At 66.0% G+C, this 22,273-nt stretch carries 20 protein-coding genes, 3 tRNA genes and 1 pseudogene; 12 read left to right on the forward strand and 12 right to left on the reverse strand.

The window, feature by feature from the left end; translation table 11 throughout:
- The 4 genes and pseudogenes from BDO18943_RS35425 to earP all read right to left on the reverse strand — a co-directional run.
- Positions 1 to 463 (reverse strand): annotated as a pseudogene (locus BDO18943_RS35425) (IS3 family transposase); the annotation flags it as partial.
- A 206-nt stretch (positions 464 to 669) separates the two neighbouring features.
- Positions 670 to 2,055: a sigma-54-dependent transcriptional regulator gene (locus BDO18943_RS35430; protein WP_043182004.1), complete on the reverse strand. Its 1,386-nt coding sequence runs from the start codon at positions 2,053 to 2,055 to the stop codon at positions 670 to 672.
- 269 nt (positions 2,056 to 2,324) lie between these two features.
- Complete coding sequence (gene efp, locus BDO18943_RS35435; protein ID WP_011351421.1) at positions 2,325 to 2,882, reverse strand: elongation factor P; 558 nt, start codon at positions 2,880 to 2,882, stop codon at positions 2,325 to 2,327.
- A 126-nt stretch (positions 2,883 to 3,008) separates the two neighbouring features.
- Positions 3,009 to 4,202, reverse strand: a complete 1,194-nt coding sequence (gene earP / locus BDO18943_RS35440) for an elongation factor P maturation arginine rhamnosyltransferase EarP (RefSeq protein ID WP_175025887.1) — start codon at positions 4,200 to 4,202, stop codon at positions 3,009 to 3,011.
- Positions 4,203 to 4,278: 76 nt separating this feature from the next.
- Here earP and uvrC point away from each other — a divergent pair, with 76 nt between their 5' ends.
- From uvrC to BDO18943_RS35470, 6 genes are all read left to right on the forward strand, one after another.
- Complete coding sequence (gene uvrC / locus BDO18943_RS35445; RefSeq protein ID WP_175025888.1) at positions 4,279 to 6,312, forward strand: excinuclease ABC subunit UvrC; 2,034 nt, start codon at positions 4,279 to 4,281, stop codon at positions 6,310 to 6,312.
- 90 nt (positions 6,313 to 6,402) lie between these two features.
- On the forward strand, positions 6,403 to 6,990 hold the full coding sequence (pgsA, locus tag BDO18943_RS35450) for a CDP-diacylglycerol--glycerol-3-phosphate 3-phosphatidyltransferase (protein ID WP_011351424.1): 588 nt from the start codon (positions 6,403 to 6,405) through the stop codon (positions 6,988 to 6,990).
- Positions 6,991 to 7,135: 145 nt separating this feature from the next.
- Positions 7,136 to 7,211: transfer RNA gene (locus tag BDO18943_RS35455), tRNA-Gly, on the forward strand.
- A gap of 52 nt (positions 7,212 to 7,263) precedes the next feature.
- A tRNA-Gly gene (locus BDO18943_RS35460) sits at positions 7,264 to 7,339 on the forward strand.
- Positions 7,340 to 7,439: 100 nt separating this feature from the next.
- A tRNA-Cys gene (locus BDO18943_RS35465) sits at positions 7,440 to 7,513 on the forward strand.
- Positions 7,514 to 7,843: 330 nt separating this feature from the next.
- Positions 7,844 to 9,094 carry a DUF1835 domain-containing protein gene (locus BDO18943_RS35470; RefSeq protein WP_175025889.1) on the forward strand — a complete coding sequence of 417 codons (1,251 nt, stop codon included), beginning with the start codon at positions 7,844 to 7,846 and terminating at the stop codon, positions 9,092 to 9,094.
- Between the two features lie 346 nt (positions 9,095 to 9,440).
- Here BDO18943_RS35470 and BDO18943_RS35475 read toward each other — a convergent pair whose 3' ends face one another.
- Together BDO18943_RS35475 and BDO18943_RS35480 are read right to left on the reverse strand one after the other, a co-directional pair.
- Positions 9,441 to 9,989 carry a GNAT family N-acetyltransferase gene (locus tag BDO18943_RS35475; protein ID WP_175025890.1) on the reverse strand — a complete coding sequence of 183 codons (549 nt, stop codon included), beginning with the start codon at positions 9,987 to 9,989 and terminating at the stop codon, positions 9,441 to 9,443.
- A 58-nt stretch (positions 9,990 to 10,047) separates the two neighbouring features.
- A complete protein-coding gene (locus BDO18943_RS35480) occupies positions 10,048 to 10,671 on the reverse strand; it encodes a helix-turn-helix domain-containing protein (protein WP_175025891.1) in 624 nt (207 codons plus the stop codon).
- A gap of 148 nt (positions 10,672 to 10,819) precedes the next feature.
- Here BDO18943_RS35480 and BDO18943_RS35485 point away from each other — a divergent pair, with 148 nt between their 5' ends.
- Together BDO18943_RS35485 and map are read left to right on the forward strand one after the other, a co-directional pair.
- Complete coding sequence (locus BDO18943_RS35485; protein ID WP_175025892.1) at positions 10,820 to 11,062, forward strand: ParD-like family protein; 243 nt, start codon at positions 10,820 to 10,822, stop codon at positions 11,060 to 11,062.
- Complete coding sequence (gene map / locus BDO18943_RS35490) at positions 11,062 to 11,868, forward strand: type I methionyl aminopeptidase (RefSeq protein ID WP_175025893.1); 807 nt, start codon at positions 11,062 to 11,064, stop codon at positions 11,866 to 11,868. The genes BDO18943_RS35485 and map overlap by 1 nt, the downstream gene beginning before the upstream one ends.
- Before the next feature lie 153 nt (positions 11,869 to 12,021).
- Here the strand turns inward: map and BDO18943_RS35495 are convergent, their stop codons facing one another.
- Both BDO18943_RS35495 and BDO18943_RS35500 read right to left on the reverse strand, forming a co-directional pair.
- Positions 12,022 to 12,525: a GAF domain-containing protein gene (locus tag BDO18943_RS35495; protein WP_175025894.1), complete on the reverse strand. Its 504-nt coding sequence runs from the start codon at positions 12,523 to 12,525 to the stop codon at positions 12,022 to 12,024.
- Positions 12,526 to 12,627: 102 nt separating this feature from the next.
- Complete coding sequence (locus BDO18943_RS35500) at positions 12,628 to 13,545, reverse strand: LysR family transcriptional regulator (RefSeq protein ID WP_175025895.1); 918 nt, start codon at positions 13,543 to 13,545, stop codon at positions 12,628 to 12,630.
- 109 nt (positions 13,546 to 13,654) lie between these two features.
- On the opposite strand from BDO18943_RS35500, the gene BDO18943_RS35505 reads away from it, so the two are divergent.
- A complete protein-coding gene (locus BDO18943_RS35505; RefSeq protein WP_043183104.1) occupies positions 13,655 to 14,527 on the forward strand; it encodes a pirin family protein in 873 nt (290 codons plus the stop codon).
- A 131-nt stretch (positions 14,528 to 14,658) separates the two neighbouring features.
- Complete coding sequence (locus BDO18943_RS35510) at positions 14,659 to 15,150, forward strand: GNAT family N-acetyltransferase (RefSeq protein WP_175025896.1); 492 nt, start codon at positions 14,659 to 14,661, stop codon at positions 15,148 to 15,150.
- A 22-nt stretch (positions 15,151 to 15,172) separates the two neighbouring features.
- Here BDO18943_RS35510 and BDO18943_RS35515 read toward each other — a convergent pair whose 3' ends face one another.
- From BDO18943_RS35515 to BDO18943_RS35525, 3 genes are read right to left on the reverse strand one after another with little or no spacing between them, the layout of a single operon-like run.
- Positions 15,173 to 16,042: a cytochrome c oxidase assembly protein gene (locus tag BDO18943_RS35515; RefSeq protein WP_175025897.1), complete on the reverse strand. Its 870-nt coding sequence runs from the start codon at positions 16,040 to 16,042 to the stop codon at positions 15,173 to 15,175.
- A gap of 10 nt (positions 16,043 to 16,052) precedes the next feature.
- Positions 16,053 to 16,499: a copper chaperone PCu(A)C gene (locus BDO18943_RS35520; protein WP_011351435.1), complete on the reverse strand. Its 447-nt coding sequence runs from the start codon at positions 16,497 to 16,499 to the stop codon at positions 16,053 to 16,055.
- A gap of 12 nt (positions 16,500 to 16,511) precedes the next feature.
- Positions 16,512 to 17,147: an SCO family protein gene (locus BDO18943_RS35525; RefSeq protein WP_122944865.1), complete on the reverse strand. Its 636-nt coding sequence runs from the start codon at positions 17,145 to 17,147 to the stop codon at positions 16,512 to 16,514.
- 595 nt (positions 17,148 to 17,742) lie between these two features.
- On the opposite strand from BDO18943_RS35525, the gene otsB reads away from it, so the two are divergent.
- Positions 17,743 to 18,495, forward strand: a complete 753-nt coding sequence (gene otsB, locus BDO18943_RS35530; protein WP_175025898.1) for a trehalose-phosphatase — start codon at positions 17,743 to 17,745, stop codon at positions 18,493 to 18,495.
- Entirely contained in the window at positions 18,492 to 19,871 is a 1,380-nt protein-coding gene (otsA, locus tag BDO18943_RS35535; RefSeq protein WP_175025899.1) for an alpha,alpha-trehalose-phosphate synthase (UDP-forming), read from the forward strand. The genes otsB and otsA overlap by 4 nt, the downstream gene beginning before the upstream one ends.
- 77 nt (positions 19,872 to 19,948) lie before the next feature.
- Here otsA and BDO18943_RS35540 read toward each other — a convergent pair whose 3' ends face one another.
- Entirely contained in the window at positions 19,949 to 21,778 is a 1,830-nt protein-coding gene (locus tag BDO18943_RS35540) for an ABC transporter ATP-binding protein (protein WP_043182035.1), read from the reverse strand.
- Between the last annotated feature and the right edge of the window lie 495 nt (positions 21,779 to 22,273).

The raw sequence follows: 22,273 nt of genomic DNA on the forward strand, positions 1-22,273 counted from the left end.
CTTCGACAACGCTTGTAATACGCTTGGCGGCTGATGCCCATGTAGCGGCAGGCTCGCTCGACGCTCAGCTTTTCGATCCGCTTTTGCGCGACGACCTGCCCGAAGGCTTTTTTACGGTGATCCCGTAGTCCTTGCGCATCACGTCGATCACCGCCTCGAACAGCGCGGCTTTCTCCTGCGCTTCTCGCAACTGCGTCTCCAACTCTTTGATGCGCTGCTCCGGTGTGAGTGGCTTTGAGTCTGGCTTTGGCATGGTGGAACCCGATCGCGCACGGCCGGATGGATCGGCCCAATCCTGCAAGCCGTGCTTACGTAACCATACCAGCACGGTCGAGCGCCCCTGGATGCCGTAGCGCTGCTGCGCCTCTCTGTACGTCAGTTCGCCTTTTTCGACCTGCGCCACCACCGACAGCTTAAAAGCCAGGCTGTAGTCCCGCTGCGTTCGTTTGATCCCTTGTTGCACTTGGCACCTCTTCGCTTCGGCGAAAAAGTGTCAACCTATTTCAGGACGGGTCACACCGAAACAAAAGGCCGCGCAATAGCGCGGCTTTTTTATGGATTACTGCCGGCGTGAACCAGGCAGCTTCGGGAATCAGGCCGGTCGGTGACGTGAATTAACACGCAACTAACGGTCTGCTCCTGTCAGCGCCTGTCTGCATCGCCGCCCGCTCAGTTCACCTTCATCCGCTGCAGCTTGTTGTACAGCGTCTTCGGGCTGATGCCGAGCAGCGTTGCCGCGCGGTGGCGCGTGCCGCCGACTGCGTCGAGCGTCGCGCGGATCAACAGATCCTCGACGTCGGACAGCGGCGTGCCGACCTTGATCTGTACGCTGCTGCCGTTCAGCGCGGCGCCGGCCGAGAAGCTCGGTTCGCCCGCGCGCAGCGTCTCGATGAAATCGCCCGATGCGTCGTACGCGAAGCGCACGCGTTCCTGCAGCTCGCGCACGTTGCCCGGCCATTCGTAAGACAGGCATTCGCGCACGAAGCCCGGCGCCGCGCGCTTGTCGGTCGTGCTGCGGCCGGTTGCGCGCGCTTCGCGGTTCAGTTCGTCGATCAGCGCGTCCGCGATCGCGAGCGCGTCGCCGTCGCGCTCGCGCAGCGGTGGCATCGTGATCGACGCCGCATCGAGGCGCAGCCACAGATCCTCGCGCAGCGTGCCGTTCGCGACTGCTTCGCGCGCCGGGCGGCGCGTGGTCGCGATCAGCCGGAAATCGCTCGTGATCGAGCTCGTGCCGCCGATCCGCATGAAGTTCTGCGAATCGAGCGCATGCAGCAGTGCTTCCTGCAGCACGAGCGGCAGCGCGGTGATTTCGTCGAGGAACAGCGTGCCGCCGCCGGCCTGTTCGAACAGGCCCGATTCGCGGCGCTCGGCGCCATCGAACGCGCCGCGCTCATGGCCGAACAGCACGCTGTCGAGCGATGCGCCGTGGCGGCCGGCCTGCGCGATGGTCCGGCAGTCGAACGACACGAACGGCCCCTTGCGGCGCCGGCTCAGGTCGTGCAGCGTGCGCGCGGCCAGCTTCTTGCCGGTACCGGCTTCGCCCGAGAACAGCACGGCTGTTTCGGTGCGCGCGTTGTGCTCGATCATGTCGTACACGTGCTGCATCGCGTCGCTGCGGCCGACCAGCGCGCCGAAGCGGCCGAGATGGCGCAGCGAGGCGCGCAACGACTGCACTTCGTCGATCAGTTCGTACGGGCGCGGGATCCGCGCGAGCAGGCTGCGCAGGCGCGGAATGTTGATCGGCTTCAGCAGGTAGTCCCAGATACCGTGACGCAGGCCCTCGATGGCGCTTTCGACCGTCGCATTGCCCGTCAGCACGATGACGGGCAGCGAGCCGTTCGGCTGTTGCTGCGGCAGGTGCTGGAGCAGGTCGAACCCGCTGCCGTCCGGCAGGTTCAGGTCGACGAGCACGACGTCGGGAATGGAGCGGCCGAGCGCCGTGCGCGCTTCGGCGAGCGACGTGGCCGTGTCGACCGAGAAGCCGTCCGCGGCGAGCAGCGCGGTGAGGCCGGACAGACTGTTGGGATCGTCTTCGACAATCAGGGCGTGTGGCATGGTGGACGCGAGTCGAGTCAAGAGAGGCGGGCTGTCGGCCAACGGGGCCGCAACCGCATGTCAGATTAAAAACTGATTTTATGCCCCGCTGAACGCGTAACGAGCATTATTTCTCCGGCGCTATAAAACAGTTACCGATGATACAAATTGAATATCTTTACCGGTGGATTTTGTGCTTTACATGAGCCTGACGCCCGCCCGGTTGTTGGCGCCGGACAAACAAAAAGCGCCCCGAAGGGCGCTTTGTTCGATGCGGGTATCGCTGGCGATTACGCGCGGCTGCGGTATTCGTTCGTACGCGTATCGATTTCGATCTTGTCGCCGGTATTGCAGAACAGCGGCACTTGCAGTTCGAAGCCCGTTGCGAGCTTGGCGTTCTTCAGCACCTTGCCCGACGACGTGTCGCCCTTGACTGCCGGTTCCGTGTAGGTGATCTCGCGAACGAGGACCGTCGGCAGTTCGACCGAGATGGCCTTCTCGTTGTAGAACACGACTTCGCAAGCCATGCCGTCTTCGAGGTAGTTCAGCGCTTCGCCCATCATTTCCGCTTCGACTTCGAACTGGTTGTAGTCGGCGTCCATGAACACGTACATCGGATCGGCGAAGTACGAGTACGTCACTTCCTTGCGGTCGAGCACGACGACGTCGAACTTGTCGTCAGCCTTGTAAACCGCTTCCTGGCCTGCGTTCGTCAGCAGGTTCTTCATCTTCATCTTGACGACGGCGGAGTTACGGCCCGACTTGTTGTATTCGGCCTTGGCGATGACCCATGCGTCGCTGCCGATCTGCACGACGTTGCCTACGCGGAGTTCCTGTGCGGTTTTCATAAAAAACTGTCCTGATCAAATCAAATAAATAGGTGCCTGAGCGTTGCGCAACGGCTGACGGTGCAAGCGTGCGTTCCGGTGGACGCCAAAAGCGAGCGCTTGCCTGGTCAGCCGTCGGATAACCGCTTATTTTAACTGAGATTTTGCATATTCCGCCAGCTTTCCAGCGAGATCGCCGACGGCCGCGAGCGCATCGGCCCAGCGGGCCGCGTTGGCGTCCAGTACGGCACGGTGCTGCCAGAAATCGGCCCAGTCGGGCGTGCCGACGCCGTTCCAGGCATGCCAGAACCGCTCGAGTGCCGCGCGCGGCGCGTCGGCGAGGTCGGCCGACAGGTGCGCCAGCGCGGCATCGAGCTTCGGCAGGTGCACGTCGTCGGCCTGCGGGTAGATGTGCCACACGAACGGCTTGCGTGCCCACTGCGCCCGGACGAACGAATCCTCGCCGCGCACGAAATTGATGTCGGCCACCCACAGCAACGGATCGTAGTCGGCCTGGGGGACGAACGCGAGCCCGTGAGCCGTGAGGTTACCGCTGTTCGCATGCGTGCCCGCGCCGAACGACTCGACCCCGAAAAAGCGCGCGACGGCAGGCGACACGCGGCCGGCCGGCACGAGTGCGACGACCGGCGACGGGCCGTCGCGCCACTGCGCGAGCAGCGCGTCGACGGCCGGATTCTCGTAGGCGAACAGGCTGACGACCGTGGTGCCGGGGGCCGGCAGCGGGCCGCCAGTCGCGCGCCGCCACCAGGCGTCTTGCGCCGCGGCGTCGGTTTCGAAGGCCGTGCGGCGCGTATCGAGATCGTGCTCCTTCAGGACGCCGCCGGTGCCGGCCGACAGGCCGGGGAAGAAAAACGTCTTCAGCAGCGGGTAGCGCGGATGCGGCGACGGCCGCAGATGGAAATCGGCGACCCAGTCCTCGGCGCTCAGGTATTCGAGGTTGATCCACACGGGGCGACGGGCGCGGCGCGCCATCGCCGCGAGATACGCGCCGGGCAGCTCGCACGCGAACGCTTCGATCACGACATCGGCGATCTCCAGCGCGTCGCCGACTTCCGCATGCCAGTGCTCGACCACGATCGCGTCGACCGTCTGCCGCCCCGCGTCGGGATCGACCCCGGGCAGCAGGCGCGCGAACGTGCGCAGGTCGTCGACGAACAGGCGAACCTGCCAGCCGTGCTCGTGCGCGAGCTGGCGCGCGACGCGCCAGCAGACGCCGATGTCGCCGAAATTGTCGACCACCGTACAGAAGAGGTCGCAGGCGATCGGTTCGCCCGACGGGAGCGGTGCGGCGGGCAGGGGGGCAGCGGTGGTGCGTGGCATCGAAGCGGGGCGGTGAATGCTCTAAACTGGCGATTCTAATAGACCCGTTCCGCGTTACAAGGCGCCCGGATCACGCATGACATCCCCTGAAGCTTCCGATACCCCGTTCGAACCGAAGAAGATCCTGGCGCAGTTGCCGCACATGCCCGGCGTCTATCGCTATTACGACACGGCGGGCGCCGTGCTCTATGTCGGCAAGGCACGCGATCTGAAGAAGCGCGTATCGAGTTATTTCACGAAGACGCAGCTGTCGCCGCGCATCGCGATGATGGTCACGCGCATCGCGCGCATCGAGACGACCGTCACGCGTTCGGAGGCCGAGGCGCTGCTGCTCGAGAACAATTTGATCAAGGCGCTCGCGCCGCGCTACAACATCCTGTTTCGCGACGACAAGTCGTATCCGTACCTGAAGCTCACCGCGCACCGATTTCCGCGGATGGCCTACTACCGCGGCTCGGTCGACAAGCAGAACCAGTATTTCGGGCCGTTCCCGAGCGCTTGGGCCGTGCGCGAGAGCATCCAGATCCTGCAGCGCGTGTTCCAGTTGCGTACCTGCGAGGATTCGGTCTTCAACAACCGCACGCGGCCGTGCCTGCTGCACCAGATCGGGCGCTGCACGGCGCCGTGCGTCGGCGCGATCTCCGACGAGGATTACGCGATCGACGTGTCGAACGCCGCGCGCTTCCTGCTCGGCCGGCAGTCCGAAGTGATGAAGGAGCTCGAGCAGAAGATGCACGTGTTCGCGGCCGAGCTGAAATTCGAGCAGGCGGCGGCCGTGCGCAACCAGATGAGCTCGCTCGCGACGGTGCTGCACCAGCAGGCGATCGAGGTCGGCAGCGACAGCGACGTCGACATCCTGGCCGTGGTCGCGCAGGGTGGGCGCGTGTGCGTGAACCTCGCGATGGTGCGTGGCGGCCGGCATCTCGGCGACAAGGCGTATTTCCCGACGCACGTCGAAAGCGCGCTGACACTCGCCGAGGGCGGTATCGGCGACGAGTCCGAGCTGGCGGAGGCGGCCGCCGCGGCCGTCGACGTATTGCCCGACCTGCCCGCGGAAGAACCCGGCCGCACGCGCGCCGACGCGGCGGCGTCGGTCGAGGCCGAGGTGCTCGACGCGTTCATCGCGCAGCACTATCTCGGCAATCGCGTGCCGCCGGTGCTCGTCGTGAGCCATGCGCCCGCGAGCCGCGACCTGCTCGAGTTGCTGTCCGAGCAGGCCGGCCACAAGGTGTCGCTGGTGCGGCAGCCGCAGGGGCAGCGGCGCGCGTGGCTGTCGATGGCCGAACAGAATGCGCAGATCGCGCTCATGCGGCTGCTGTCGGAGCAAGGCTCGCAGCAAGCGCGCACGCGTGCGCTCGCGGAGACGCTCAGCTACGAATGCGACGATCTCGCGACGCTGCGGATCGAATGCTTCGACATCAGTCATACGATGGGCGAGGCGACGCAGGCGTCGTGCGTGGTCTACCACCATCACAAGATGCAGTCGGGCGAGTACCGCCGCTACAACATCACCGGAATCACGCCGGGCGACGACTACGCGGCGATGCGGCAGGTGCTCACGCGCCGCTACGAGAAGATGGTCGAGCAGGCCGCGCAGGCGGCTGCCGCCGACGATGCGGCCGGGATCGACGGCGAGTCGACGCGTCAGGCCGAGGCGTCGAGCCTGCTGCCGAACATCGTGCTGATCGACGGCGGCAAGGGTCAGGTCGAAATCGCGCGCCAGGTGTTCACCGAGCTCGGCCTCGACACGTCGATGCTGGTCGGCGTCGCGAAAGGCGAGGGGCGCAAGGTCGGCCTCGAGACGCTCGTGTTCGCGGACGGCCGCACGCCGCTCGAACTCGGCAAGGAGAGCGCGGCGCTGATGCTCGTCGCACAGATCCGCGACGAGGCGCACCGCTTCGCGATCACCGGCATGCGCGCGAAACGCGCGAAGGCGCGCCAGACGTCGCGGCTCGAGGAGCTCGAGGGCGTCGGCGCGAAGCGCCGGCAGCGACTGCTCGCGCGGTTCGGCGGGTTGCGCGGCGTGGTTGCCGCGAGCGTCGAGGAGCTCGCGAGCGTCGAGGGCATCTCGCACGCGCTCGCCGAGCAGATCTACAAGCAGCTTCACTGACGCGGCCGTGCGGCCGGCCGCGTTGCCAGCGTTCTTGTGGCAGGCCGGTCGACACGGCACAATTGCGAATCCTTTACTGTCCCGCATGCCATGCCGTTCAATTTCCCGATTTTCCTGACGTGGGTACGGATCGTGCTGATTCCGCTCGTCGTCGGCGTGTTCTATCTGCCGGACACGGTGATGGGCGGCGCGCACCGCAATCTCGCGGCGGCGGCGATCTTCATACTCGCGGCGCTGACCGACTGGTTCGACGGCTATCTCGCCCGCAAGTGGAACCAGACGTCGTCGTTCGGCGCATTTCTCGATCCGGTGGCGGACAAGCTGATGGTGACGGCCGCGCTGCTGATCCTCGTGCAGATTTCGCGGGTCGACGCGGCGATCGCACTCGTGATCGTCGGCCGCGAGATCGCGATTTCGGCGCTGCGCGAGTGGATGGCACAGATCGGCGCGTCGAAGAGCGTCGCGGTGAACCAGCTCGGCAAGTTCAAGACCGCCTGCCAGATGGTCGCGATTCCGATGCTGCTGTTTTACGGGCCGCTGCCGCTTGGCGTCGCGACGATCGACACGCGCGTGTGGGGCGAATGGCTGATGTATCTCGCCGCGGTGCTGACGATCTGGTCGATGCTGTACTACATGAAGCTCGCATGGCCGCAAATTCGCGAGCGCGGGGGCGCGTGACCTGCACCGCGGATTCGGCGGAGCAGGTTTTTTGGAAAAAGGGCTGGAAAAGCTCTTGACACACGAATGTGCCTTCGACATAATCTCGCTTCTCCGCTGCACGACGAAGTAAGTGTGTGACGGGGAAGCAGTAGCGCAGCAATACGCGGGAGTAGCTCAGTTGGTAGAGCGCAACCTTGCCAAGGTTGAGGTCGCGAGTTCGAGACTCGTCTCCCGCTCCAGATTTTATCTGGCAGCGTGTTGTACGGCGAAGCGCTGCAGATGCAGGACAATGCGGGAGTAGCTCAGTTGGTAGAGCGCAACCTTGCCAAGGTTGAGGTCGCGAGTTCGAGACTCGTCTCCCGCTCCAAGTAATGGGGAAGCCACGCTTCCCTTTTTATTTGATGGACTGATGGTCCTCGAATAAAAAATCTGTCGCTTGCCTCACGGCATCCGGACAGTCCGCTTTTGGCGCGATAGCAAAGCGGTTATGCAGCGGCCTGCAAAGCCGTTTAGGCCGGTTCGACTCCGGCTCGCGCCTCCAGGTAGAACGAGATAAAGCCCCGCTTCGGCGGGGCTTTTCTTTTTTCTGCGTCACTTTCGTTCCACCCGGAAAGTCGCCGAGGCGGATCGCTTGCGCATGACGTTCGCCTTTTCTCCACGACGTAAAAATCAGTGATGTCCGGATGGACGCGGCGCGTGCAGTCGACTGGCCGCCGATGCGGTCAATTTTTTGGCGCGTGTGGTACAGTCGGCAGCGGCGTAACACCACGCCTCCATTCCGCGGAAAGGGTTCATACCCAGGTCGAGCATTTCACCGCATGTTCATGCGACTCCCAGCCGATAAGCGGATACGGCTGCCTCTGGAGATCGTATGCGTCAAGATCCTCGCGCCACGGCGCAAAACGGTCATATCGACCTCGTTCGGCAGCGCAAGCGTGCCAAGCAACTTCTCAAGCAACTCCAGGCGGGAACTCCAGTTGCCGGACCGGGCGAGAACCTGCGCCGTGCGGCGTCCCCCGTGCTTGCCGATGCCCAATGGCTGATCGCTCGCGAACTGGGATTTGCCAGCTGGCCGAAACTCAAGTCGCATGTGGACGCCGTCGAGTTCGCCGCACGGCATCCGGAATTTGCCGCCGATGACACGGCAGATACCCAACATTGGCGTTGTGGAAACGACATCGCGCATAGTCTGGACGTAGCCGGATTTCGTGGGGAATTCCACATGTTCGCCGATCCGTACTGCATGGGCCCGGTTCCCAGGCTGGAGCCGGAGGCGTTCATCGACACGCGTTGCGAATTCATCAGCCAGTGTTTCGACATCCCGCTGCCGGCGGTTCGACAGCGCGCGGCGACCGAGTATGGCGCGTTGTCGAAGCTGTCGCGGGCCAGGCATGCCGTACTGTGGTGCGAAGCGGATGCGTACGATCAGCTCTTCCTGATCGCCGTTCTTGCAAACATGACGCGACGGCCGGAATCGTTGGAACTGGTCGAGATCGACAGCGTGCCGGGCGTCGATCGTTTCGTCGGCCTGGGGCAACTGGCGCCGCAGGTGCTCGCATGGCTTTGGCCGCGTCGGCGTGAGCTGACCGACGACGCGTTCTCGCTTGCACGCGAGGCCTGGGACGCCTATCGCGATGCGACTCCGCTTGCTTGGGCGGCGCTTTGCAAGGAGGCGAGTCCCAGCCTTCCGCTGCTGGCCCCGGCACTGAGGCGCCAGTTGCAGGAGTTGCCGTCGGTGCGTGATGGCCTCGGTCTGACGGAAAGACTCGCGCTGGAGATCGTTCGCGACGGTGACGGACTTGCCTGGTCGCAGGTGTTTGCCGAGTTGAACCTGCGTCGCGATCCGCTGCCGTTCCTGGGTGACGCGATGTTCTACGCGATGATGCGCCCGTTGGTCGAAGGCGCCTGTCCGCTGATCAAGGTGCATGACGAACTGCCCGAGCGAGAAAAGTGCATCGTTGGCCTGACCCCGCTTGGCGAGCAGGTGCTGCAAGGAAAGGCATATTGGCAGGATCACTGCGACGTGCCGCGCTGGGTGGGCGGCACGCAAATACTGCCGCGTAGCACCCATTGGGCCTTGGATGACAACTTCACACCTGTGCTGCGCCATCGTTTTGACTGAGCAGGGGCAATCGACTGATCGCGGTTCGCGATAGCCATGTCCGACCGGTTGCAATCACCTCATCACGGATGCGGAAGTTTTTGTCCGGGTGAGCGCGAGTGGCGTTGATCGAGTTGCGTCGGTGCATATGTTCGGCGTCGCGAGCCATGAAGCGGTGTCGGCCTGCAAGGCCTTGTGCGGGTGGGCGCTTCCAACTCGCGCTCCCGAAAAAAAGCCCCGCTTCGGCGGGGCTTTTTCGTCTCACGCGTCGGCCCTGACACGGGCAGGTTCGGAAGGACGTGCAATTCTCCTGAATGCTTGTTCCGCCATGGGGTGGGCCGATGCCGGAAGCGCGCGACGATGCCGCTCAACCATCCACCGGCTGCGCCGGCGTTTCGAGCGTCAACTGATAGAACGCCGCGTCGAGCCACCGGCCGAACTTGAATCCCGCCTGCGTGACCGTGCCCGAGTGCACGAATCCCAGCTTCGTATGCAGTGCGACGCTCCCCGCATTGGTTGCATCGATGCAGCCGACCACCACGTGCACCTGCGCTTCGCGCGCGCGCCGGACCACTTCGCGCAGCAGCACCTCGCCAAGCCCGCGACCGCGCTGGTCGCGATGAACGTACACGCTGTGTTCGACCGTGTATTTGAAGGCGGGAAACGCGCGGAACGTGCCCCAGCTTGCGAAGCCAAGCAGCGTGCCCGACGCGTCGACCGCGCCGATGACCGGGAAGCCGCCCGCACGCTTCGCCGCGAACCACGCGACCATTGCTTCCGGCGGACGCGGCTTGTAGTCGTACAGCGCGGTCGAGGTCGCGATCGCGTCGTTCAGGATCTCGAGGATGGCCAGCGCATGCTCGGCCTCGCTGCAATCGATCAGGCGCACGTCGTCGCGCTGTTTCGGGGAATTCATAGAGGCTCCTGTGGGCAGTAATGGAGTCGCGCGCACGGCGGCTGCGACGACGCGTTCATCAGGGATTCCGCACGCCGGCGGCGGCAGTCGCATCGCAGATCACGACGACATAGCGCGCGGCCTGCGACGACGGATTGCTGAAAATCAGCGGCTGGTCGAGCCGCATGGCCAGACAGTCGCCTTCGTGGAGTTCGTGAAGCGCGTCGCCGAACGTGACGTCGACGCGGCCGCTGACGACCCATACCTGCTGATGCAGCGCGCTTTCGCGCCCGCCGCTGTCGTACGCGACGCGCGCACCGGGCGGGAAGTCCACCTCGACGAGCTGGATCGGTGACGGCCAGCCGGCCGGGGAGAGGTTGCGTCGCACATAGCCGGACGCCGGATCCCGCCATTCGGCCTGTTGCGCACGGCGTACCAGCGGTTGCGCGGGCGTGTCGTGCTGATCGCCGCCGAACAGCCCGGCCAGCGACACGCCGAGCCCGGCCGCGAGCTTGTCGAGCACGACAGCCGTCGGGCTGGCCGATGCGCGTTCGATGAGCGAGATCATCGAACGGCTGACGCCGGAGCGCGCGGCCAGCGCATCGAGCGTGTAGCCTCGCACGGTGCGCAGGTCGCGCACGCGCCGGGCGATTCGTTCGTTGATGCCGGTATCGTCGGCAACGGTGGCGGCTGATTCTTTCATGATGGATTTATTTTCCAGCAAACTGGAATTTGCTGTCAACGGGGTGGATGGTTGCCGGCCGACGTCTCGACGGAGTCCGAATGGCTTGCCCGGCAGTCGGGCTAGGCGTAATATACGATTCGACTACGTTTCGTTTAATTGGGGATATATGGGTATCATCAAGATTTCCGAGCACATGCACGAGCGGCTGCGCTCGACCAGCACGGCGCTGAGCCGCTCGATCAACGCGCAAGCCGAGCACTGGCTTCGCGTCGGGATGCTCTCGGAACTCAATCCGGCGCTGTCTTATGGCGACATCTGCCGGATGCTGATCGAGGCCGAGGCCGAGGCGCGGGGCGGCGAGGCGGGGCCGGCGGAACCGGTCGAGCACGGCATCGAGCAGGTGGCGTAATGGCGAAGCGAGAAATCCCGATCCGCGGCGCCGCGGAAATCGCCAAGTCGCGCGAAGCCGCGAAGCTCGCGTCGCAGGTGCTGGAGATGCTTACCGAGCATGTGAAGCCGGGCGTCACGACCGACGATCTCGACGTGCTGTGCCGAAACTACATCGTCGACGTGCTCGGCGCGATCCCGGCCAACATCGGCTATCACGGCTATCCGAAAACTGTGTGCGCGTCGGTCAACCACGTCGTGTGCCACGGCATCCCGTCGTCGCGGCCGCTGCGCGACGGCGACATCGTGAACCTCGACATCGCGGTGATCAAGGACGGCTGGTTCGGCGATACGAGCCGCATGTATTTCGTCGGCGAACCGAACGAGCTCGCGCGGCGGCTCGTTGCGACGACCTATGAGGCGATGCACGCGGGCATTCGCGCGGTGCGTCCGGGCGCAACGCTTGGCGACGTCGGCTACGCGATCCAGCAGGTCGCGCATCGCGAAGGATTCAGCGTGGTTCGCGAGTATTGCGGGCACGGCATCGGCGATGTCTATCACGACGAACCGCAGGTGCTTCACTACGGCCGCCCGGGCACTGGCGTACCGCTCCGGCCGGGGATGATCTTCACGATCGAGCCGATGCTCAACGCGGGCAAGCGCGACACGCGCATGCTGGCGGACGGCTGGACGGTCGTCACGAAGGACCACTCGCTGTCGGCGCAATGGGAGCACATGGTCGTCGTGACGGAAACGGGCTTCGAGGTGCTGACCGAGGACGCGAAGCCGCAGGCGTTCCCGGCGCTGTCCGGCACGCACGCCGCCTGACGCCGGCCGGGCGCCGCGCAGCGCGGTGCAGCGGCTCAGCGAAACGGGCCCCTTTGCGGGGCCCGTTTCGTTTTCGTTCGAGGTCGCGCGGCGCGATTCACGCGCGAACGCGGCGACCGGCTGCTCGGTGGAGGGGGGCGGCCTGGCCGCCGCTCAACCGCGCGCCTTTTGCCATGCGGATTCGACGAACACGCGGCACAGTGCTTCCATCCCCTGGCGGTCTTCATCGTCGAAGCGCGCGGCGACCGGGCTGTCGACGTCCCACACACCGATCAGCGTGCCGTCGCCGGCCACCAGTGGCACGACGATTTCCGATTCCGATGCGGCGTCGCATGCGATATGGCCGGGGAAGTCATGCACGTCGCGCACGACCTGCGTTTCGCGCGTCTGCGCGGCCGTGCCGCACACACCCTTGCCGAGTGCGATCCGCACGCAGGCGGGCTTGCCCTGGAATGGCCCGACCACGAGTTCCGTTCCGTCGAAGAAGTAGAAGCCGGCCCAGTTGAGACGGTCGAGCGAGTGGTAAACGAGTGCGGCGAAGTTGGCCGCATTCGCGGTCAGGTCGCGTTCGGACTCGACGAGCGCGCGCGCCTGCTCGACGAGCGTCGCGTATTGATCTGCCTTGGAGGCGTGGGTGTCGTTGGACAGCGTGAACATGGCGGGAAGGCGGTCAGGGTTGTGGAATGCGCGATGCGCGTACCGCAGTCTACGGCACGCGCGTCCGGTTTGCAGCGCCTGGTCACGCGTGACGCGGCGCGCTCAATCGGGTTCGAGTTCGGCAAACCGTTCCGCCAGAAAGTCGAGCAGCGCGCGCACCGCGGGCAGCAACCCCCGGCGCGACGCGAACACCGCATGGACGATCTCGCGGCGTGGCGCCCAGTCAGGCAGCATGGTCGTCAGCTCGCCGCGCGCGACCTCATCGCGCACCATCATCGTCGGCAATTGCACGATGCCGACGCCCGCGACGGCCGCCGCGCGCAACGCGAGCATGCCGCCCGTCACGAAGCGCGGCTGGTGATGGATTTCCGCGTGAGCGCCGTCCGGCCCGCGCAGCCGCCACACGTGCGCGGACTGCGGGATGCCGTGATCGAGGCTGGGCAGCCGTGCGAGATCGGCGGGAACGGCCGGTGCACCATGCTCACGCAGCAGCGCGGGGCTCGCGACGAGGCACTGGCCGCGCTCGGCCAGCACGCGCAGCGCGAGATCGCTGTCTTCGAGCGGCGGCGGGCGTACGCGGATCGCGACGTCGATCCCTTCGCCGACCACGTCGACGCGCCGGTTGGTCGCTTCCAGATGAATTTCGACGCGCGGGCACGCGATCATGAACGCGGCGATCATCGTGCCGACCAGCGAATCGAGCAGCACGACCGGGCAACTGACGCGCACGATGCCGCGCGGCTCCTCATGCAGCAGCGCGATCGCCTCGTCGGCCGCATCGGCCTCGACGAGCATCGCGCGGCAATGTGCGTAGTAGGTCTGGCCGACGTCAGTGACCGTGAAGCGGCGCGTCGAGCGCTGGATCAGCCGCATCCCGAGCCGCGCCTCGAGCAGCCCGATGCGGCGGCTCAGCTTCGATTTCGGCATGTCCAGCGCCCGCCCGGCCGGTGCGAAGCCGCCGTGTTCGACGACCTGCACGAAGTAATAGAGATCGTTCAGATCCCGCGCTTTATCGTTCATGAAATGGAACGCTGAGTGCGATTTTGGCAGTCTACCGGATCGATCGTTCCACCACTATATTTCTACCCAGGATGCGAAACACGTGTTTCGCCGCAATTCGGAGAAGGCAATGAAGAAGATCCAGGGTGTGTACAGTGCGCCGCGCGGCCATTGGGTCGGCGACGGTTTCCCGGTGCGTTCGATGTTCAGCTACCAGTCTCACGGCGCGCACCTGAGCCCGTTCCTGCTGCTCGATTACGCCGGCCCGGCCACGTTCGAGCCGGGTTCGCCCTCGACGCCGCGCGGTGTCGGCCAGCACCCGCACCGCGGGTTCGAGACCGTGACGATCGTCTATGACGGCGAGGTCGCGCATCGCGACTCGACCGGCGCCGGCGGCGTGATCGGCCCGGGCGACGTGCAGTGGATGACGGCCGCGAGCGGGATCCTGCACGAGGAATTCCACTCGGAAGGGTTCACGAAGAGCGGCGGCCCGCTCGAAATGGTGCAGCTGTGGGTGAACCTGCCCGCCGCGGACAAGATGGGGGCGCCCGGCTACCAGACGCTGCTGAACGCCGACATCCCCGTGGTCGAGCTGCCGGACGGCGCGGGGCATGCGCGGATCATCGCGGGTGAACTCGACGGGCGGCGCGGCCCGGCCCGCACGCATACGCCGATCGACGTGTGGGACGTGCGGCTCGTGGGCGGCGGCCATGCGCGGTTCCCGGTCGCCGAAGGGCGCACGCTCGCGGTGGTCGTGCTGAGCGGTACCTTGCAGGTGAACGGCGAGACGGTTGCCCGCGAAGCGCAGTTCGTGCAACTCGGCCGCGACGGTAGCGACGTCGAGATCGAAGCGAACGGCGACGCGAAGCTGCTGATCCTGAGCGGCGAACCGATCGACGAACCCGTCGTCGGTTACGGGCCGTTCGTGATGAACTCGCAAGCGGAGATCCGCACCGCGATCGAGGATTTCAACAGCGGCCGTTTCGGCCAGATGCCGGCATGACGGACAGGCCCCGCGCAATGCGGGGCCTTTTTTTCGCGCGCGGGTAGTCGGTCGCGCGGTGAGTGCGCTTCGAGTCATAATCGACGATTGCCGCGCGCCGGCCGGCGCGCCCGAATCAAAAAGAACCGACCATGAACGCATCTGCATCCGCTGCATCCCCAAGCGCCGCCGATCTCGACTGGCGCTGGAAATCCTTCGACGCACTGACGGCGCGCGAAGTCTATTCGATCCTCGAAGCACGCAGCGCGGTGTTCGTCGTCGAGCAGAACTGCGTGTATCGCGACATCGACGACGCGGACCAGGCCGCATGGCACCTGGCCGCCTTCGATCCGGCCGGTCGCCTGGCCGGCTATCTGCGTGTGCTGCTGCCCGATGCGCAGAACACCGACGTACGCATCGGTCGCGTGCTGACGACCGCCGCCTTTCGCGGCGCGGGCCTCGGCAACGGGCTGCTGGCGTGCGCGCTCGAACATATCCGCGCGCAGTGGCCGGATACGCCGGTGAGCCTGCATGCGCAGGCCCACTTGCAGCGTTTTTACGGGGCATTCGGCTTCACGCCGAGTTCGGACGTGCACGACGAGGACGGCATCCCGCACGTGTGGATGAGCAGCGCGCGCGCGTAATGCGCGATGCGCCGCGCAGCTGTCAGCGCGCGGCGTGTGCGACCGACGGCCGGTCCGTGCGCTGCGCGGCCCGTTCGCCGATCAGGCGGCCGCGGGCGGACAGCCGCAGCCAGTGCCGCAGCGCGATCAGCGCGCCGATCACGCTCATCATCGAGCCGGGAATCCACAGCAGCAGGCCGCCGATCTGCTGATCGCGCAGCGGGCTCAGCCACGTGAACGCGCGGCCGCAGATCGAATAGATTGGATACAGCTCGTGCGGCGTGAAAAAGATCAGCGCACCGAGCGCGATCTGCGGCGGGATCGCCGCGACGACGATCAGGATCCGGCGGCCCGGCGACAGCCGTGCGGGCGGCGCGGGACGCGGATCGACGACGAGCCACCAGAACAGCAGCCCGTCGATCACCATGCTCCAGTTCATCACGCGATAGAGACGCCAGTCGAGCATCGCGATGAAGTGGATCGGCGACAGCAGCCAGAAATAGATCAACCCGACGAACAGCACGACCGCGACGACGGGATGGAACACCACGTCGAGCGTCGCACGGACGGGCGCCCACGCGAGCGCGGGGCGCACGAAACGCTGCCGCCAGCGAAACGGGATGCCCGCGCGAATCGCCGCGCCCGGATAGGACAGCGCGATGAAGAACGGCCCGAGGTGGTGCAGCACGAGGTGCTGCGCGCGGTGCAGGAAGAACTCGTGCTCGAAGAAATAGTCGAGCCGCGTATGCAGCGCGATGTAGAGCGCCGTCAGCCCGAACCAGAACGAGAACTGCCGCAGCGGCGACACCTTCGCCTTCTTCACGCCGCGCGCGAACAGCACGGCAGCGGTCAGCACCGCGATCACCACGGTGGGCGACGGTTCCCACGGATCGAGCCAGTACAGGACGTTCATCGCGCGCGCATCACTTTGCCTGGGCCGGCGACTTCACGGCGAACGGCGCATCGACCGTTTCGCCGTCGGAGAATTTCAGGCGCAGGTGCACGGTGTCGCCCGGCTTGATCGCGTGCTTCGGCTCCTCCAGCATGAAGTGGTAGCCGCCCGGTGCGATGTCGACCTTGCCGCGCGCGGGGATCGTCAGCTTGTCGACCATTTCCATCTTCTGCGTCGAGCCGTTCGAGACGGTCTGGTGCAGCATCGCCATGCCGTAGTCGGGGCTGTCGACGTCGACGAGATCGACGGGCTTGTCGCTCGTGTTCACGAGCGTCACGTAGCCGCCGGCGGGCAGCTTGTTCGGCAGCCAGCGTACCCATGCGTTCTGCGCGGTGATCGCGCCGGCGGCATACGCGTGGGCGCCTGCGCACAGCGCGGCGAGGAGGGCGAGCGTCTTGAGTGTCGTTTTCGTTTTCATGTCTGGAGGAATTCAGGTCGTGGAGGCGGTGTCGATGATCCGGCGCACATCGGCGGCGATGGCGTCGGGCGAGTCGCGGTCGGTCGCAAGCAGGCGCGCGCGGCCGCTCGCGTCGAAGATGTAGACGGCCGAGCTGTGCGTGACTTCGTAGCCGCCTGACGGATCGCGTTTTTCCATCTGATACGCGACGCGATAGCGCTTCGCGAGCGATTCGATCTGGCGGTCGGTGCCGGTCAGGCCGCGCGCATGCGCGGCGTCGAACGCGGCGACATACGATTGCATTGCCTGCGGCGTGTCGCGAGCAGGGTCGACCGATACGAACAGGATGCGCACGTCGTTTGCCTGCGGGCCGAGCTTCGCCAGCACTTCCATCAGCCGCGCCATCGTTTCGGGGCAGACATCGGGGCAGTGCGTATAGCCGAAGTAGACGAGCGCGACCTGGCCGTGGAACGCATCGGCGTCGACGGGATGGCCGTCGCCGCCCGTCAGCGTGAACGACAGGTCGGGCAGGTGGCCGGTGACGTTGGTCAGGTTCCAGCGCGGCTCGTCGTGCGTGCACGCGGCGAGTGCCACGGCGGCGGCGAGGGCCGCGGCCGTGCGGATGAAGCGGGAGAAGCGCCGGTGCGGCGCAGTGCGGGCAGACGACATCTTAGGGACTGTTTCCATATGGAACGCGCATGCGTTGCCACGAGAACGGCCGCTCGCCGCGTTGCGCTCCTCGCGAATACGTCAGTATTCGCAGCGTCGCGCGCCTCGCGAGCGGCCGTTCTCGTGGCAACCCCAAATTTAAAAAAATCATGTCACGGGAATGCCCGAAATCGCCCGTATGGCGGCGTCGCTCGTCGCTTGTCCCCCAAGGGGACTTCCTTCGGGGCGTTTGGCAAGGCGCAAACGGCGCTCCTCGCTCCTTGCCCTCCGAGCGATTTCGGGCATTCGCATGTGCGTTCCATTTGGAAACAGTCCCTAAGGCTCGATCGGACGAAATGGTGGCCGGCCGGCGCGGCGCCATGCGTCGCGCGGCAGGCGGTTGCGACTGTAGCGCAATTCGCGCGCCCGCGTCCTTTCGAAACCCGTAAGCTGCAGGCGAGCGGGGCAATATGTCGCAGTTGACGCGGGCGGCGGCGCGAGGCCGGCGATGCACCGGTTTCGCCCATCTCGATGCGCAGGCGCGGTAAGATGCGCACAATTCCATTCGCGCAGTGGCGGCCCGCGTTTGCCGGCCGGCCCTCAGACTATCGAATCGATGCAATCCGTTCCGGCTTCCCTGTCCCTGACCGATACCGCGTTCTTCTTCGACTTCGACGGCACGCTCGTCGAACTGGCGCCGACGCCCGACAGCATTCATGTTCCGCCGTCGCTGCTGACGATGCTCGACGAGCTGCGGCGTCGCTCGCACGGTGCGGTCGCGATCGTGTCCGGGCGCGGCATCGACAACCTCGACACGTTCCTGAAGATGCCCGGCCTGCCGATCGCCGGCCTGCACGGTGCGGAGCGCCGCGATGCGAACGGCGACACGCAGCGCATCGGCTTCAACGACGAACGCCTGCTGCGCATCGAGCGCGAGCTGGCGGCCGTCGTCGACCGTCATCCGGGCATGCTGCTCGAAATCAAGGGCGCGGCCGTCGCGCTGCACTACCGCAACGCGCCCGAGCGCGAGGCGGCCGCGCGCGCGGCCACCGAGCGCCTCGTCGCCGACTATGCCGATGCGTATGTCCTGCAGCCCGGCAAGATGGTGTTCGAGATCAAGCCGAAGGGCGTCGACAAGGGGCGCGCGCTCGCCGCGTTCCTCGACGAGCCGCCGTTCGCGGGCCGCTTGCCGCTGTTCGCGGGCGACGACCTGACCGACGAGAAGGGCTTCGCGGTGGTCAATGCGCGCGGCGGCCTGTCGATCAAGGTCGGCGCGGGCGAGACGTCCGCCCGCACGCGGCTCGATTCGGTCGACGCGCTGCATGAGCAGATCGCGCGCTGGCTCGGTGCGGGGCAGCCGGACGCATGAGTCGCCTCATCATCGTTTCAAACCGCGTCGCGCCGATTTCGGAAGGCGAACCGGCGGCGGGCGGTCTCGCGATCGGTGTCTACGATGCGCTGAAGGAGACAGGCGGCATGTGGTTCGGCTGGAGCGGCGAAGTCGTCGCTGCCGGCGCGCCGCAGATTCATGTCGAGGAACACGGGCCGGTCACGTTTGCGACCATCGGCCTGTCGCGGCGCGATTACGACCAGTATTACCGCGGCTTCTCGAACGCGACGCTGTGGCCCGCGTTTCACTACCGCACCGACCTGATCCAGTACGACCGTCACGAGTTCGAGGGCTATAGCCGCGTGAACGTGTGGCTCGCCCAGCAGCTCGTGCCGCTGCTGCAGGACGACGACGTGATCTGGGTGCACGACTATCACCTGATCCCGTTCGCGCGCGCCCTGCGCGCGGCCGGCGTGAAGAACCGCATCGGCTTCTTCCTGCACATCCCGTTTCCCGCCGCGCAGGTGCTCGTCAACGTGCCGCCGCACCGGGAGCTCGTCGAGTCGCTGTGCGCGTTCGACCTGCTCGGCTTCCAGACCGCCCCCGACCTGCGCGCGTTCTGCGACTACGTCGAATCCGAAGCCGACGGCGTGATCGAGCGCGACGGTCGCCTGGCGACGGTGCGCGCATTCGGCCGGACGCTGCGCGCGGCCGCCTATCCGATCGGCGTGCATCCGGACGAGATCGCGTCGCTCGCGAAGGCCGGCGAGCACGGCAAGGCGGTGCGCACGCTCGCGGCGTCGCTGCGCGGTCGCAAGCTGATCATGAGCGTCGACCGGCTCGATTACTCGAAGGGGCTCGTCGAGCGCTTCCGCGCGTTCGAGAAGCTGCTCGAGCACGAGCCGTCGCATCGCAATCGCGTGTCATTCCTGCAGATCGCGCCGTCGACCCGCGCGGAACTGCGCGCGTACCAGGACATCCGCCTGCAGCTCGAAGGGGAGTCGGGGCGCATCAACGGGCGCTTCGCCGAGCTCGACTGGGCACCGATCCTCTATATCCATCGCCAGTACGACCGCCAGCTGCTCGCGGCGCTGTACCGGCTCGCGCGGGTCGGCTACGTGACGCCGCTGCGCGACGGGATGAACCTCGTCGCGAAGGAGTATGTATCCGCACAGGATCCGGACGATCCGGGCGTGCTCGTGCTGTCGCGCTTCGCGGGCGCCGCGCGCGAGCTGACGGGGGCGCTGATCGTCAATCCGATCGATATCGACGGGATGGCCGATGCGTTGTCACAGGCGCTGACGATGCCGCTCGCCGAGCGGCGCGCGCGTTATACGGACATGATCGCGCAGCTTCGCGAGAACAACGTGTCGGTGTGGCGCGACAACTTCCTGCGCGATCTGCAGCACGTGTAACCGGCGGGTCCCCGTGCAATGAAAAAAGCCGCAGTGCGCGAAGCACTGCGGCTTTTTTGTCGGCCATGGCCGGTGCGTCAGGCCACGCGTTCGCCGGGCGGCGTGCTGCCGTCGGGGGCGTGATGGCGGCCGTGCTGTTTCGCGAGCAGGTCGCGGTACAGGCCCGGGCGGTTGCGCAGCACGTCGGGCGGGCCGTCGTCGATCACCTTGCCGTTGTTCATCACGATGATCCGGTCGAAGTTGCGCAGCGTCGACAGGCGGTGCGCGATCGCGATCACCGTGCGGCCGACCATCAGGCGGTCGAGCGCGCTCTGGATCGCTTCCTCGGAGGCGCTGTCGAGCGCGGACGTCGCTTCGTCGAGCAGCAGGATCGGGGCGTTCTTCAGGATCGCGCGCGCGATCGCGATGCGCTGGCGCTGGCCGCCCGACAGCTTGACGCCGCGGTCGCCGACGATCGTGTCATAGCCTTCCGGCATCGCTTCGATGAATTCCGCACAGCGCGCGTCGCGCGCGGCCGCGAGCACTTCGTCGCGGGTCGCCTCGGGGCGGCCGTACGCGATGTTGTCGTAGATCGTCCGGTGGAGCAGCGAGATGTCCTGCGGCACGAGCGCGATCGCGTGGCGCAGGCTGTCCTGCGTGATCGTCTTCACGTCCTGGCCGTCGACCTGCACGACGCCGTCCTGCGTGTCGTAGAAGCGCTGCAGCAGCGCGAGCACGGTCGACTTGCCGGCGCCCGACTTGCCGATCAGGCCGACGCGCTGGCCCGGCTCGATATGGAGGTCGAAGTGGTCGAGGATCGCGCGGCGGTGCGGATACGCGAACGTCACGCGTTCGAAGTCGACGCGGCCGCCCTTGGCCGACAGCGGCTGCGCATCGGAGCGGTCCGGCATCCCGTGCGGCTCGAGCAGCGTCTTGACGGCTTCCGACAGGCGCGCGACGTGCTGCGTGACGTCGACCAGCGCGACCGCGAGATCGCGCGTGCCGTGCAGGATCGTGAAGCCGAGCGAGCTGACGAGCACGATGTCGCCCGACGTCGCGCGGCCCTGGTCCCACAGCCACAGCGCCCAGCCGAGCAGGCCGGCGGACAGCATCGCGGTGATCACCGCGTGCAGCAGGCGCAGCTTTTCGAGATAGAGCAGGCTCTGCTGGCGCGCATCCATCTCGGCCTTGACCGTTGCGCCGAAGCGTTTCTGTTCGCGCAGCGTCATCCCGAACGCACGCACGAGGCCCATGTTGCCGATCACGTCGACGAGCTCGCCGTCGACCGCCGCGGCCTTCGCCGCGAACGCATGGTGGCGGGCCGAGCCGCGCCCGGCGAGCTTGAACAGGATGACGGAAAGCACGGCCGAACAGCCGAGCAGGCCGGCGGCCATCAGCGGATTGACGACGATGATCATCAGGATCGCGCCCATCACCGCGATGCACGGCGGCAGCACGTTCCACGCCATCGTGTTCTCCGACGTGTAGACCGCGTTCGACGTGGCCGTGATGCGGCTCGCGAGCGTACCCGGCTGCTTTTCGGAGTAGTAGGTCGGCGAATGGCCGATCAGGTACTGGAACAGGTCGCGCCGCAGGTCGCCGGTAACCGCGACGAACGTATGCGCGGCGACCCAGCCGCCGACGCGCCACAGCAGGTTGTCGGCCGCGATCAGCCCGACAAGCAGCGCGAATGCACTCCACAGCGGGCCGGGGTGATGACGCCCGGTTGCCAGCACGTCGATCAGGTGCTTGATCGCGTACTGCGAGCCGAGCGCGCAGCCGACGGCGGCCAGCACGCTGCAGAGCACGATGAGGTGGGCGACGGGATGAAGGCGAATGTAGCGGAACAGGAACGCGATCGGCCGGTGCGCGTAGCTCGACAGCTTCGCGTTGTGGGCGTTGCGCTGGGCAGGGGTGAGAGATTCCAAAATATGCGTGCGGTGATTCGGTGAGTGAGCGTGGCGGCTGGATCGCAGGCCGGCGTTCGCCCGGACTGAATAATCCGGCATTGTAAACAAGGCCGCGTGTCGCGCTGCGCGAATCTTGCCTTGGCCAGGGGCTCGCGATCGATTTTGAGATAAAATCCGGCATCCCGTCCTGCCTCATGTGCCGGAATCACGCTGCCGGCAGTCACGGGGGCAAGGAGCGCCAAAAGGGCCTTCCACTCTAGAACGGACACCCAAGTCCGCGGGTTGCAAAGTGTTGCACCTTTGTAACAAAGTAAAGTGTTTGAAATGTTGTGCGCCGTATCAGGATTAACCCTAGATAATCGGCTCCGGGTTCGATTCCAGGTTTTTTACGAACCCCTGTCAACGGGTCTTCGTTTCAAACGTTCTATGCCTGTCGCGTCGCCGACGCTCCTTGAGCAGCGCGGGTTCGACGCCCCCGGCAGGCTGATTCGTCCGATCTTCGGACGAAATGCA

It is taken from the genome of Burkholderia aenigmatica (genome assembly GCF_902499175.1).
GTDB lineage: Bacteria > Pseudomonadota > Gammaproteobacteria > Burkholderiales > Burkholderiaceae > Burkholderia > Burkholderia aenigmatica.